Genomic DNA, 13,560 nt, shown 5'->3' with positions numbered 1-13,560 from the left:
ATGGCGGGTCTTCATTTGTTAACAGCGGGAGTGGCCATCCCCGCTGTGCTGCTCTTTCCCGGCCAAGTAAGCGTTTCGCGCACCCCGCTACGCTCCAGAATGACGTGCTCCGGATGGACTTCCGCAAGCCGAATTCCGGGCGCAATATCCTCACCCTCGTGCACCGCGAGGATCTGCTTGTCCTCGAGCCGCACCACCGCATAGCCGAGTCGTCCGCCGGAAGCGGCCACGACTCCGAGCAGCTTCAGCGCAATTCCCGTCGGTGCGGCAACACCCTGATTGCGCTCAAGCTTGCCGAACAACAGACCAGCAGAGACAATATCGCCGTTTTGGCCCGTACCCGCTTCCACGCGCGGTTCGGGGCTGGGGCCAAGCCAGGTCCAGGTCCAATACGCCAGCACCAACCCCAGCAACAGCAGCGAGACAATACTCAGCACAGTCACAATGGCCGTTTCCACAAGATTTGATCGTCCGAATTTCATTTCCTGCATTTTTACTCTGTTTGAAGTTGACGGATCGCACTGCCCGGGATGCGCCCGATGTTCTGATTGAGCTGCAGTTCAAAGCTGCCATCGCCACGTTCAATGGCGATCAGGCGCAGAAATGGTGCGAGTTGTCGCTCGTACTGAGCCTCAATGCGGGCGGTGGCAAAAAAAACCGGCGGCCCGCTCTTTCCCCGGGAGCCTTTGCCATCGAGGTGCAACGGGCCCCGGATGGTGCGCAGAGAGGCATTCAACCCATCAGCTTCACCGGCAAGGCGCAGTTCGTAATCTCCCAAGGGCGAAACCGGCGTGAGAGTCGAACCGGCGTTCCGCCATTCCACGAGAACATTCCCCCGCATCTCGTCATGGGCGAAAGAAATTTTCGGCATGTGGACGAGCAGATCTCCGGTGGGCTCAAGGAGCGCCAGCCTGGGTAAGACGAGTCCCAAGGCCGCAGCCGGAAAAACGAAGTCGGCGTCCGCTATTTCAAGCCCCCACGGGGAGATGTTCAGCGAAAAACGCTTTGCCGCCTGGCCGAGATCGACGGCAAAGCCGAGACGTCCATGCAGCAAAGATTGCGGCTGAAAGTGCCAGGCGAGATCCCTGGAGACGCCGCTTCTCCCCGTCGCATCGCGAATCTCGAACTGGCCGGTGCCGGACCACAGAGAGCCCCGTGCTTCGGCCAGGCGTAATCTGCCGTTGCTGGCTCGCTGCAAACCTGCATCGAGGAGCGTAGCAGGCGCCAAGATAAAAAGACACATCGCATAGGCGCAAAGCCCTGCCGCATAAACACCGAGATCATGACCAAGCAGTCGCCAATGCATCAGAGCTTGGGCCGAATGAAGGTGGCGGTCGCACTTACCAGACCCGGCGTGGAGAGGGCCTCAACCCGGCTAGAGTCCAGACGAATTTGCTGCTTTTGCAGGGTTACCACCCATGCCAGCCAATCGGCAAACGGTACGGCACCGAAAACGACCTTTATCTGGCTTGCATCCCCTGAATCGATCCGCTCCAGGGAACGGGCCAGCCCGGCGGAGTCCACCTGGGCTTGCATCAGCTGGCGCAGATTGGTCTCCGGCGGCACAATCGCCGGCATCGCCCGCAAACGTGCAATTTCCTCGGCGCTCTTATCGAGGCGGAGCGCCTCCGCGCGCAACTGAAAAACCGCGGGCCCGAGCTGTTTCCGGGCGCGATGCGCCGTCTGCAGCAGCAACAGATAAAGGGCAATCCCAAAGACCGCAGCCAGCACGATAATCACCCGGCGCTCCTGCGGTGGCCGCGATTCCCAGAAATTGCGCAACGTATTTTTCATGAGGGCCTCACGGTCATGGTGACTGTCTCGCGTCCGGTGCCTGGCGCAGCCGGCAAGGTCTCCACTTTCAGGCCTGCCTGAAGCAGACGCGCCGCGATTTGGCGCACAAGCGATTCTTCGCGCACGGCGATTTCCAGGGTCATCCGTCCGTTTTCGTAGGAAACGGTGCGCAGGGCTCCGGCCGGCAAATCTCTCAGCCCGGTTGCCACTTTCTTGATCATTACCGGGAAATCGCCGTCATCGGGTTGGTTGACGGCATGGCGCGCTTCGGCAAGTTTGCGGCGCATCTGCAGGGCCGGGTCCGCTACTGCGGTGGCGTCGGGAAACGCAGAACGAAAACTCGCTTCCATCTGTCGGCGTAACCCCCGCTGCTCGACCGCAAGTCGCGTCCAATCGGCGACCAGCGCAAGCGAATGAACCGCAAGGGCGATGCCGATAATCCAGACCACGGGCCGCAAGCGCGGGAGAATGTTTTGGAGCATAAGCAGGGGCAGGCGCCACGGCCGATCTTTCGGCACCAGGAGGCTGACCCCGGCTTCGGGCGGCGCCGTCCGCCAGTCCCACGGCTGGGCCGGGAGTATCGTTATGCCCAAGCTTTGCTGCCATGCGGCAATATCGGGCATCGCCTCCGGCGCCGTCAAATAGAGAGCAATAGCCGTCGGCGCCTCATTGCGCGCTTTCGCGTCTTCGAGCAGCAGATGCAGGGAAAGCGGCGGTGATTCCCGGTCGCCGCAATCGGTTGCGGCGCCTTCAAATTCGCCGGTGCGGACAAATCCTTCCCGGCCGTTCCAGGCGAAACTCCAGCCCCCGGTGGGCTGCGGCAGCATCAGGGTTTCGCAGCACACGGCATAGCCGTAAATCCCCACGGCGCCGAGCGCAGCGCCCCAATTCTCCAGACCCTGCCGATCAACCACCGCCAGCACATCCGCATCGCCGGCGGAACCGAGCCAACTTACCTGATTGGCGTTGGGCTCGGAGGCCGTATTCTCCTCGACCGCATACGCGAGCAGCGATCCTGACCGGCGCCCGGCCGAAGGCGGCAAATGCGCACGGGTGATCAGGACTTGCGAGGCGGGAATCACCAACTGGATGCGCTCCGCCCCGTGCGGCAACTGCGCGAGAGAACCCTCGCCGGTTACAGGTTCGCCGCCCCCGGCGATGAACGCCCACTGGCAGTGTTGTGGCGGCTCCAGCAGTGAACAGAAGATACGAAGCAGACTCATTGATACTTACTCCAAACGATTGTGGGCCATTGCGTCCCGTTCAGACGGGTGAGCAGCGTCTTGCCGCGTACTTGCGCGCCGCCGCTGGTCACGCGCAGCGATGCCAGAAAATAATCGCTGCTCACGCACAGGTCTTGGTCGGACACGGTGGCGCCTTTGCCAAGTTGTTTGAGAAAATCGGCACTGGCGCGATAATAGGTGTTGTTTCGGCGCGCGACCAGCATCCGGGCTGTGTCAAGGTTCAGACCCTCGGCCAAGGCAGCAAGGACTTCCGCCGGAGCCGTGTTCACGTTGACCGCGGTTGCCCCGGGGAGCGCCGTAACAAACGGGGCCAAGCGCGCCCGCACGCCGGCGTCGAAGCCGCGCACCAATGCCAGTTCATCAACGTCGATCATGGGCCGATTTGCCGAACGGTACGGGGGGTCCAAGGCAAGATAGTATTCATCCTCTGCTCCATTCTGCGGCTGCGGTTGGTTGTCGGCGTCGATCCAGTCGGCGAGCACCTCGGCAAGTGAGGCGGGCAGGCCCTCCATCGCCAGCAGCCGTCGGAAACGGGCGAGCTGCGTCACGTTGAGCTTGCCGTCGCTCACCAGATTATTGAGGTTGAAAAGACCCTGTTGGTCCACGATACTTCCCACCAGCTCTCCGTTTTCGACGGCAATGGGCGGCAAACGCGATGCCCACGGCTCGCCCAAATGGTCGATACTGCCTGCGCGACGGTCATCGCCGAGCAGGGCGCGAGCCCAATCGCTGCCGGCCTGGACCAGCTCCTGCGCCTGACGATGGTCGGCGGTGAGTTCGGCCCGGCGCGACCACATACTCTGCGTCACCAGGATCGCGGTCGCTGCCATTGTGGCGAGGGCGACTACTCCCATGGCCACAACCACGGCGGCCCCCCGTTCCCCGAGTCTCATGATTTCAGCGCGAATACGCGCCTCAGTTCTTCCCCGGAACCAAGCACAATGCGCAGGCGCACCGCCAGGGGAATGGGCGGGTCGCCTGGAGACCCGGGCCAAATATTTCTCCAGGCAAGATTGGCACCGAGGTATTGCAATTCGAATTCCTTTACGTCCCAGAGTACCGGGTAGCGGATGGGCACGGCATCAGGAGCGACATCGAGACCCGGCCAGATCCACAATTCAATCTCCCCTCTGCCGTTACGGCGGTAGCCAAGCCGGCGGGCGGTGTCCACGCCTTCGCTCGAGGCAAAGCGGCTGAATTCCAAGAGCGGCTCCCCCGTCGCCTCGGGCCGGTCGATCCGCCCAAGCCAGGCCGCCGCAGTGCCGGAGGTTGTCCGTACCGGCCGCGGTGCCGCCATGTGTACATCCTGCTCGAAGCGGGCAAAAAAGGAATCCAGGCGCCGCCATTTTTCAGCTTCCACCTTAAGATGTTCGCGGGTGTCCAGAACCGTGCCGAGTCCGCGATAGGACATCAGACCGAGCAGCGAGAGCACGACAAGCGCGACCAGAAGCTCGACCAGGGTAAAACCGCACCCGCAACCTCGATGACCGTCTCGCATTCATCCGCCTCCCGGCGGATTCACCACAAAGCCAACGAGATGCGCGAGAGCATGCGTTTTCTCCGACATCGGAAAGACAAAAACGTCTACCCGGCGAAATGCCGGATTCGGGGTCGCAACCACCTCTTCGCGCCAGGTGAAGTCGATGCCGCCCTGCCGCTGCATGCCGCTTTGGCTACCAAGCCCCAGCCAGTCGCCGCGCCCTCGATGCTCGGCAAGACGATCTGCCGCAATCCACCCGGCGAACAAACGCAAGCGAAGTTCGCCGACATTATTGGCGCCCTGGCCTGCCACGCGCAATGCGGCAAGGAGTGCCACCGCCACGATCGCCAAAGCGACCAGCACCTCGATCAGAGTAAACCCTGCCCGGCTACTGCGGCACCATCTCGCCATACGTTTTTCCTTTTCCCGGGGCCACCCGCAAATCTCCGACCGGAGAGGCCGCGATCGCATAATGTTCGGTGCCGAGAGACAAATCGAGGCTGAAAGCAAGTGCCAGCCCGTTGGGTGAAAACTCCAACCGCATGAATCTCTGCGGTCCCATGGCTTCGATGCGCAGGTCCGAGATGGTCATGCCTTGCGGCAGGCTGCGGGCGCGCAACAGTTCGCTGTCACGGATTTCCGACCACTCGTTCTCTCGGGACCGGTGCCAGAACCGGTAGCCGGAGGTGTCGGCGGTCCAGGCCAGGGACTTGCCGGTGAGCCGCGATTCTTCCGCCGCGAGATCCAAAAGCTGCGCCAGTCGCTCTGCCTCTGTGCGAAGCAGGTCTTGCTCGCCGGGGCGCAGGTTGGCGCGGACCAGGCCCAGAAAAATACCAATAATCATCAGTACGACCAACATTTCAATGAGGGTAAAACCCCGCACTCTCCAGGGAGTCACCGCGCCACTCATCTGCGCAACCCCCGGTTACAGATCCCACGAGCCGATGTCGGCATCGTTGGCTTCGCCACCAGGAATGCCATCGGCGCCAAAGCTATACACGTCGATTTCGGCATGCACTCCGGGGTTGAGGTATTGGTAGGGGTTGCCCCAAGGGTCTTTCGGGAGGCGTTCAACATATCCGCCCGCCTTCCAGTTGGGTGGAATCGGGACGGTGTTCGGCTTTGCCGCCAGGGCCTGCAACCCCTGCTCGGTCGTGGGGTAACGTTGATTGTCCAGGCGGTAGAGATGGAGGGTCTGCATCAGGCTGGCAATATCCTGTTTTGCCGCGATGATCCGTGCTTCGTCCGGGCGGCTGATGATCTTCGGCACCACCAGGGCCGCGAGGATACCGAGGATAACCACCACCACCATCACTTCGAGCAAAGTAAAACCACGTTGCAAGCGAATCTCCATCAACATCCCCATCTCTGTTAATAAGGCCCTGCCCTGCGGTGCGGAAAGCAACGTCGACAAGGCTGGTCATGGCAACCAGGTTCATGATTCGCAGGCATTAAAAAAGGAACTTGTTGGGTTCCTTTTTTAACGTCTGCGGGCAGCCCGCACTTTCATGCGGGCTGCCGGTGTGGCTGTTGCTTAGTTCACACGACGCTTAACCGTAATTTGCTCGATCTCCACCCGGCGATTGGGCGCCAGACATTTGACCAAGTCCACGTTTTTCTTACCCTTGCAGCTGGCGATCGGTTTTGCCTCGCCCTTGCCTTTTGCCGTCAGGCGATCCGCCTTGACGCCCTTGCTTACCAGATATTTTTTTACCGCTACTGCACGGCGCTCCGAGAGCTTCTGGTTGTATTTGTCGGAGCCGATACGATCGGTGTAGCCGACAATAAGAACGTTATCTATCTTGCTGTCGCTCATGAGAGCATTGGCGATTTCGTCCAGCTTCGGTTGCGACTTCTTCAATTCAGCGCTGTCAAAGGCAAACAGCTCCGTTACCGAGAGGGTATATTTTTGGAAGCGCGGAGCCGGAGGCGGAACCACTACTGGGGCTGGGGCCGGGGCAGGAACAGGTTCCGCCACTACTGCTTTAGCAACAGGCTCCGGTGCCGGTTCCTCGGCACGCGGGGCAGCAGGGGCTGTTTTCCCGCCGAACCGATAAACCAGGCCGACCGAGATAAGATCAATGTCGCCATCGTTGCCAACGGCATCGTTGATCCGGTAGCGTTCCGCCTCAGCGCGCATGGCGAGAGCGTCATTGAAAGCGTACTGTAGTCCCAAGCCGAGCTTGTAATTGGTATCGCGCTTGGTGGGGTTGGGATTGAGCGCCGTGAGTGAGCCGCCCCCGACAAAGGAGTCTTCGGCTTTGGCGTAGTTCGCTCCGACCCGGCCAAAGGCGGAAAATTTTTCGGTAATGGGCAAAATGCCGACTGCGTCGAGATTCACGCCTTTGACTTTGATATTGCCGCTCAGAGTTCCCGCCGGCACCCCGGTTGAAGTAAAATCAAACTTTCCCAGATCGAAATAGCCGCCTTCGAGGGCAAAATACTTGTTGAACTGATAGCCGCCAAACAGCTTATAGCCGAGATCGCGGTTGTCATCTTCAAACCCGGTTGTGGTAAAACCTGCTCCCGTCAGACCGTTGGTAATCCTGTCCTCGTCGATTCTCGCGCGTGATTGGCCGATGTTGCCTCCGACGTACACGCCCGACGAATCATCGGCCATTGCAAATGGGGTGGCAATTACAGTGAATGCCACCATCCCTAGTGTCACTGAGGCTCTTATCAATTTCATGGTTTTCTCCTGGAGAATTTAAAAACTCCCGTGCATGTTGCAACTGCAAGATGCGCAATATTTGTCAATCTCTTATATCACAGGTTGCCAAAACAGGTCGACAGAAATGACTCTGCCGACCTGTTTTGTAATCCACCGCCTCTTACTGGCAAAGAGGCCGTGCCGGATCATTCCCCGGCACGGAAATGACGGTATCGTCAAGCATTGACAAGAAACCATCCGTCGACGCCCCGGCAAACAGTCGGCCGCATGAGATGGTGCCGGTATTCAACGTGACATTGTCATAGGCCAGGATATTGCCATTCCAGATGGTGTTCGTTTGCAGCGTTGCCGCACTGCCAGCCTGCCACCAGACGTTGGAAGCCTTGGCTCCGCCGGTCAGGATGATATGAGCACCAACATCCGTACCGACTGTACTGGAGGACTGGAAGACGAAGACCGCATTGGCATCGCCCTGGGCATCGAGGGTGAGGTCGCCCGTAATCAAGATCGAGGTAAGGGATTGGTACACACCGGGATAGAAGAGATTATCTCCCTCCACGAGCGGGGCACCAATCGGCGCTCCCAGTGTAGTGCCGGCTGCTATCGCGGTTGCCCCTGGCAGATTTGCAGGAGTGATGTCAAGATACGCCTGCCGCAGGTCGCCCTTGGCTGCAATAGCCACGGCCGGGAGATAGTTGCCGGAGTATACCTTCCCGGTGACTGTTGGCGGGGTGCCATCACAAGCACCAATTGATCCATCGTTAGGAACGGCCACAGCATCACAGGTAGAAGTCGGATGCAGGACCACATCCCCATTAATAATAGGGTTGGCCGGGGCACCGTTGGTGGTCATCCCGGTGGTCGCCGCAATCGCGAACGTGCTGGCAGAGGCAAGGTTTACCGGGGCGGCGCAGGTGCCTGTGCCGGTGGTGAAGCTCCAGACCTTGTCGACCGCCAGGGCATTGCCCGCCAGATCCTTGACTCCGCTGGCGCCGCCTTTGATCGTGGCGGTATAGAGGGTATTGGCTGCGAAATCGGTGTCCGGGTTAAAGGACGCGATGAAGGTTATCGGATCATAGGTAATTAATCCGGTTTTGCCTGCCACCGTGAAGGTGAGGTTGGTGAGCGTAGTCTGATCTATATCCTCACTGAAGGTGGCATTGATGGTCTTGTTAACACAGACGCCGGTTGCAACGTTCAGAGGGTTGGTGGTAGTTACCGTGGGTGCGGTGGCGTCTAAGCCAGCCCCGGTTGACCAGGACCAGACATACGGTGCAACCATGGCATTGCCTGCCAGATCCTTGGACGCGACGCTGATCGTGCAAGTAAAGAGGGTATTAGCTGCGAAAACACCTCCTGTGGGGGTAAAGGTCGCAGTCTTGCCGGCGACGGAATATGTCACCGTGCCTGCTACGGGGACGCCAAGGGTTGTGTTCTGCACCGTAAAGGAAGGCGGGGTGGTGATGGTTAACGGGTTCATCGATTCATTAAAAGTTGCGGTGGAGACTCTGTTCGTGGGCAACCCTGTGGCGCCAGCCAAAGTTCCCGTAGTACCGTAAACACCAGTGGCGGTAATAAAGGGTGCGGTGGTGTCTGCGGTTCCTCCGGTGGTAAAGGTCCAGACATAGTTACTGGCCAGGGGAGTGCCTGCCGTGTCCGTTGCCGCCGTGGTAATCGTGGCAGTATAGAGGGTGCTGGGCAGAAGATCGGCCACCGGCAGGGTGAGCGTTGCCACATTGCCGGTCGTTACGTAGGTAACCGTCCCGCCGGTAACGGCCGTTGCGCCGTGGGCCAGGGTAAAGCTTGTTGTAGTGAGGGAGGCGGGAGCCATCGCCTTACTGAAGGCGGCGGTGATTAATTTTGTGTTGATCGGTACGCCGGTGGCATTGTTGAGCGGAGCTACGGCGGTCACCGTGGGCGCGATTACGGCATCGCCGCTTCCTAGAATAGGAGCTTGGCCATCACCACCACCTCCTCCGCAGCCTGTAATGGAAAAAACACTCAGAATTACAATAAACAAAAGATACATTTGCCGAGCCTTAAATATTTTCATAAAAACCCCTCCTTCTCTCTTTTCCGCTTGAACTCACGAACAACCTCTTTGCTTCTCTTGCTTGTCTCTTCAAAAAACCTTCAAAAATGATATTACAGCCAGACCATGTTCCTCCTCTCCACCATAGTGCCAGCGGTGCCTCCTTGCTCGGTCTCCATAACAATGGAATTATTGATTGCCATGTAGCCAAATTCCCTGCTTGAAATTATTTGCTTGGTAAACAGATACAGCGATTGATCAAGACATGTAGCGTTTCTAATGGGGGGCCGATCGCACCCTGAGGAAACATGCCTTGGCGTTTGTTAGTGATATTGGTTAGCAGAATGCGTGCCATGGATGTTGCCGCAAAGAGACAGCCTCCTATGGTACTGAAATAATTAGATTCTAAGTGAAAACTGCAATGAAAAAGAAATACCCTGAAGGGTCCTCCTACCTGACATATCAGGAGACTCCTGATATGTCAGGAATTCCTTTTGGCTTTGGGCATCTGCAAGGCATGGTGGCAGAATGAGCCAAGGGCCTTTAGCTAGCTTATCTCACATGAGCCAACGTTTTTTCAGTAAGAGATATGAAAACAAAGAGGTTATGAGTCCGACTAAACAGAGATATGTCCATTCCAGAGGAAAACTCGATATTCTGCCCCCCTCCAGCAGGATTGCCTTGATTGGCCCATAAAACTGATAGGAAGGCAATACCGGAGCAAAGGAATGTAATTTTTGTGAAAAGTCGGATAACGCAGAAGGAAGCAGAAGGGGCAGATAAAAAAGGACGCCCAAGGTCCTGGCACTTGCCTGCGTGCGACATAAAAAGCCCAAAAATATTCCAAAAGAACTGAAGCAGAAACTGCCAATGCCTATGAAGGCAAAATAACTCAGGCTGTTTTCAATTTCAAATTTACCCAGGAGATGCAGGAAGATAACTGCCAGGTGGATTAAAATCATCCCTAACAACAACTTGGCAAGCAACCACTCAAATTCCCGCACCGGGGTTTGCAAAAGGCCAAGAAGTAATTTTTTTTCTTTTTCTTCGGCAATTTGCGCAGGAATTACAATGAAACCGACAAGTAAAACCAACATTAAGATCCAGGTGGGCAACGTCTGCCGTTGAATCCCGCTATCACGAAGAGACTTGATATCAGAAAGCCAGTTTTTGCTCTTCCCTTCCACGGCTATTTGCAAGGCGGAAAATCCTTCAACAATGGCAATGGTTCGGAACGATGCTTTTTCCAAAACCAACAACTCTAAACTCTGCGGGTCCTTTTCAGATTTCAGCAAAAACCCATCTATTTTTTTTTCTTTTAACGAGCTTCTTCCTTCCTCTTCATTGGCAAGCCAAGAAACTACAAATAATTTATCCGCTGCTTTCAAGCTTTGAATAATAACCGGAGCATATTCCACATTTTGGATGAGACCGATCTTTATTGTTTGCAGCTCTTCATTTTTCTGATCCACGAATTGCAAGGATAAGAAAACAAATAATGGAATAAATAAGATGAGATAGATTGTCTTGTTTTTAAAGGCAATGGCCAAATCATTCAAAGTTAAGGTGACAATATTTCTTATCATGCGTAGAGATTCTCGTAAATTTTTGACTGGAAATATTCCTGGGGCGGGCCATCAAAAACCACACTTCCCTGATGCAGCAACATGATACGCGTGGCAAGGGTTTTAATCTCTTCAGGACGATGGGAGGTGAAAAGGATTGTTTTCCCTGAAGCATGGGTACTTTTCAGCAGCCTATAAACCTCTTTCGTCATCTCAAAATCCAGGCCGGAGGTGGGCTCATCAAAAAGAAGCACCGGCGGATCCGCCAAAATAGAACGCCCGATGCTCACCCTTTGTTTTAAGCCCTTGGACAAAACCTGGACCTTGTTGTGTCGGTAGGTGAGCAAATTAAACTCTTTCAAGATTTCTTCTATGCGGGAAAAAGGTATTTGGAAAAGACGGGCAAAGAGTTTGAAGTTGTATTCAACGGAAAAAAAATCAAAAAGATTGGGCGTTTCCGGAACAAACCCGATCTTGCGCACCAATGCTATCCTGTTTTTCAGGTTGATCCCATCCACCAAAACTTTTCCGCTGTCGGGAACTATCCAGCTGGCTAACATTTTCAGAAGCGTGGATTTCCCGGCCCCGTTGTGTCCGACAATGGCAATCAACTCTCCTTTTGCCACTGCAAAACTAGTGGGAAGAAGCCCCCTCTTGCCATTATAAACTTTTGTAAGATTCTGAACCTCAATCAACATAATAAATCTCCGCCTTTTCCCTTTGTGTCAAGGTGGTTGGTCGAGACACTTGCCTTGCGAATTCCGCTCAACACCGCAGCCACTTTGACGCCCAGGTCCTTCATCGAGAATGGCTTTTCAATAAAGTTCACACTCTCGTCCAGCACCCCCTGGCTCGCGATCATGTTCACAGAATAGCCGGACATGAACAAAATTTCCATATTGGGGCACAGGGCGTGCACCCGTTCCGCCAGATCTTTGCCGTTCATGCCCGGCATAACCACATCGGTGAGGAGAAGGTGGATCTCGCCCGCGTGTTTCTTGGCCAGGCCAATGGCCTCGCCCGGCGTGCCTGCGGCCAACACCCGATACCCTATTTTTTGCAACATCATCTTGCTCATCTTCAGGAGCGCAGGCTCGTCCTCCACCAACAGCACTGTCTCCCCGTGACTGAGAGGGATTTCCACCGCTCTTTCCCCCTGGGCATCGACGGCGTGGTCCGCGCACCGGGAGAGGTAGATTCTAAAGGTCGTTCCTTTTCCCGGCTCGCTGTAGACGTTGATGAAGCCATGGTTCTGCTTGACGATGCCATACACCATGGATAGCCCCAAACCGGTGCCCTGCCCCACCTCCTTGCTGGTGAAAAACGGCTCGAATATTTGGTCCAGGGTCTCCTTGTCCATGCCACAACCATTGTCGCTGACAGCCAGCAACACATATTCTCCAGGGATAAACCCAACATGATCAGCGCAATAAGCCTCGTCAAAGACAACGTTTCCCGTTTCAATCGTGATCTTGCCGACGTCGGCAATGGCGTCCCGGGCGTTGAGGCAAAGATTGGCCAGCATCTGATCCACTTGGACGGGGTCCATCTTGACCAGAGCTCGTTCCTGCTCGGGCAGCCAGAGCAGATCGATACCCTCGCCGATGAGTCGCCGCAGCATGTTGAGCATGTTCGTCACGGCTTTATTCAGGTCCAGCACCACGGGGATGATCGTCTGTTTTCTGGCAAAGGTCAGCAATTGCCGGGTTATGCCCGTGGAACGTTTGCCGGCCTTGATGATTTCCTCAAGGTCGGTATACAGCGACTGGGTCGGATCCACCTTGCGTTGCGCCAGTTCCGCATAACCGAGGATCACGGTGAGCATATTGTTGTAATCGTGGGCCACGCCGCCCGCCAGCAGGCCAACCGCTTCCATCTTCTGGGCCTGCTGAAACTGGGCAGCCAGCCGGAGATGATCGGTGATGTCCCGTCCGACGGCCACGTAGTTGACGATCTGCCCCAAAGCGTCGCGAACCGGCGAAATCGTGGTTTCCTCGGTGTAGTGAGTCCCATCCTTGCGCTTGTTGACCATCCGGCCACTCCAGGTTTTGCCGCCGGAGATGGTCTCCCACAGATTGCGATAAAACAGTTCGTCCTGCTCGCCGCTCTTGAGAATGCGCAGATTCTGCCCGACGGCCTCCTCTCCGGAGTAGCCCGTCATCCGCTTGAAAGCCGGATTGACGAACTGGATGGTCCCCTGGGCATCGGTCACAAAAATGCCCTCGCCAACCTGTTCGATGGCCGCCATCAATCGCGTGCGTTCGGCCTTGGCCCGCTTGTGGGCGGTGATGTCACGGATGTTGCATTGGATCACCTTGCTGTGATCCACCAAGTACACATTGCTGACAAACTCCACGGCGATGGATTGCCCCTCTTGGGTTTCCAGCGGCAAATCCTCATAGCGGATGTATTCGTTATCTTGCAGAGCCTGAAAAGCGTCCTTGGACGCGGCAATGTCTTTGAATACCCCGAGCTCCCAGATATGCTTCCCGCATAATGCATCGTACGAATACCCGAGCAAGTGCAACAGGAAAGGATTGACGTCAACCACCTTGCCCGTATCAGCATCGAGAATCAAGATTCCGTCCTTGGCCGACTCAAAGAGCCGACGGTAGCGCTTTTCGGAATCTTGCAGCGCCTCCCCGGCTTTCTCCTTTTCCAGCAAGGCCTCTTCCAGTCGCGCAATGTGTTTACTCAGTTCGATATTGGCGAGGGAAATTTGATTCTCGTCATTTGTATCTGACATACTCACAACCTCAATCTTCTTGCCGAAT

14 protein-coding genes are annotated in these 13,560 nt (G+C 56.3%); all 14 read right to left on the bottom strand.

Going from position 1 to position 13,560, the window contains the following annotated elements; genetic code table 11:
* Nucleotides 1–11 precede the first annotated feature (11 nt).
* The 14 genes from ACZ46D_RS12830 to ACZ46D_RS12765 all read right to left on the bottom strand — a co-directional run bounded on the left by ACZ46D_RS12830 (nucleotide 12) and on the right by ACZ46D_RS12765 (nucleotide 13,532).
* Nucleotides 12–491, bottom strand: a complete 480-nt coding sequence (locus tag ACZ46D_RS12830; RefSeq protein WP_464927830.1) for a type II secretion system protein N — start codon at nucleotides 489–491, stop codon at nucleotides 12–14.
* Between the two features lie 2 nt (nucleotides 492–493).
* Entirely contained in the window at nucleotides 494–1,306 is an 813-nt protein-coding gene (gspN, locus tag ACZ46D_RS12825; RefSeq protein WP_464927829.1) for a type II secretion system protein N, read from the bottom strand.
* Complete coding sequence (locus ACZ46D_RS12820; RefSeq protein WP_464927828.1) at nucleotides 1,306–1,794, bottom strand: type II secretion system protein M; 489 nt, start codon at nucleotides 1,792–1,794, stop codon at nucleotides 1,306–1,308. The genes gspN and ACZ46D_RS12820 overlap by 1 nt, the downstream gene beginning before the upstream one ends.
* The gene (gspL, locus tag ACZ46D_RS12815) at nucleotides 1,791–3,017 is read right to left on the bottom strand and encodes a type II secretion system protein GspL (protein WP_464927827.1); all 1,227 of its coding nucleotides are present in this window, start codon (nucleotides 3,015–3,017) and stop codon (nucleotides 1,791–1,793) included. The genes ACZ46D_RS12820 and gspL overlap by 4 nt, the downstream gene beginning before the upstream one ends.
* Complete coding sequence (gene gspK / locus ACZ46D_RS12810) at nucleotides 3,014–3,904, bottom strand: type II secretion system minor pseudopilin GspK (protein WP_464927826.1); 891 nt, start codon at nucleotides 3,902–3,904, stop codon at nucleotides 3,014–3,016. The genes gspL and gspK overlap by 4 nt, the downstream gene beginning before the upstream one ends.
* Before the next feature lie 23 nt (nucleotides 3,905–3,927).
* Nucleotides 3,928–4,536 carry a type II secretion system protein GspJ gene (locus ACZ46D_RS12805; RefSeq protein ID WP_464927825.1) on the bottom strand — a complete coding sequence of 203 codons (609 nt, stop codon included), beginning with the start codon at nucleotides 4,534–4,536 and terminating at the stop codon, nucleotides 3,928–3,930.
* The gene (gene gspI, locus ACZ46D_RS12800; protein ID WP_464927824.1) at nucleotides 4,537–4,929 is read right to left on the bottom strand and encodes a type II secretion system minor pseudopilin GspI; all 393 of its coding nucleotides are present in this window, start codon (nucleotides 4,927–4,929) and stop codon (nucleotides 4,537–4,539) included.
* Nucleotides 4,907–5,416 (bottom strand): GspH/FimT family pseudopilin, encoded by a 510-nt coding sequence (locus tag ACZ46D_RS12795; protein WP_464927823.1) that lies wholly within the window; start codon nucleotides 5,414–5,416, stop codon nucleotides 4,907–4,909. The genes gspI and ACZ46D_RS12795 overlap by 23 nt, the downstream gene beginning before the upstream one ends.
* 27 nt (nucleotides 5,417–5,443) lie before the next feature.
* Nucleotides 5,444–5,872 (bottom strand): type II secretion system major pseudopilin GspG, encoded by a 429-nt coding sequence (gene gspG / locus ACZ46D_RS12790; protein ID WP_464929290.1) that lies wholly within the window; start codon nucleotides 5,870–5,872, stop codon nucleotides 5,444–5,446.
* 180 nt (nucleotides 5,873–6,052) lie between these two features.
* Entirely contained in the window at nucleotides 6,053–7,207 is a 1,155-nt protein-coding gene (locus ACZ46D_RS12785) for an OmpA family protein (RefSeq protein ID WP_464927822.1), read from the bottom strand.
* 142 nt (nucleotides 7,208–7,349) lie between these two features.
* The gene (locus tag ACZ46D_RS12780; protein ID WP_464927821.1) at nucleotides 7,350–9,242 is read right to left on the bottom strand and encodes an Ig-like domain-containing protein; all 1,893 of its coding nucleotides are present in this window, start codon (nucleotides 9,240–9,242) and stop codon (nucleotides 7,350–7,352) included.
* A gap of 536 nt (nucleotides 9,243–9,778) precedes the next feature.
* The gene (locus ACZ46D_RS12775; protein WP_464927820.1) at nucleotides 9,779–10,807 is read right to left on the bottom strand and encodes an ABC transporter permease; all 1,029 of its coding nucleotides are present in this window, start codon (nucleotides 10,805–10,807) and stop codon (nucleotides 9,779–9,781) included.
* A complete protein-coding gene (locus ACZ46D_RS12770; protein ID WP_464927819.1) occupies nucleotides 10,804–11,484 on the bottom strand; it encodes an ABC transporter ATP-binding protein in 681 nt (226 codons plus the stop codon). Before ACZ46D_RS12770 ends, ACZ46D_RS12775 begins: the two co-directional genes overlap by 4 nt.
* Nucleotides 11,478–13,532: a hybrid sensor histidine kinase/response regulator gene (locus ACZ46D_RS12765; RefSeq protein ID WP_464927818.1), complete on the bottom strand. Its 2,055-nt coding sequence runs from the start codon at nucleotides 13,530–13,532 to the stop codon at nucleotides 11,478–11,480. Before ACZ46D_RS12765 ends, ACZ46D_RS12770 begins: the two co-directional genes overlap by 7 nt.
* Between the last annotated feature and the right edge of the window lie 28 nt (nucleotides 13,533–13,560).

The sequence above is a fragment of the Thiovibrio sp. Mzg5 genome, assembly GCF_055379285.1.
This window is presented reverse-complemented; position numbering and strand designations above follow the sequence as displayed.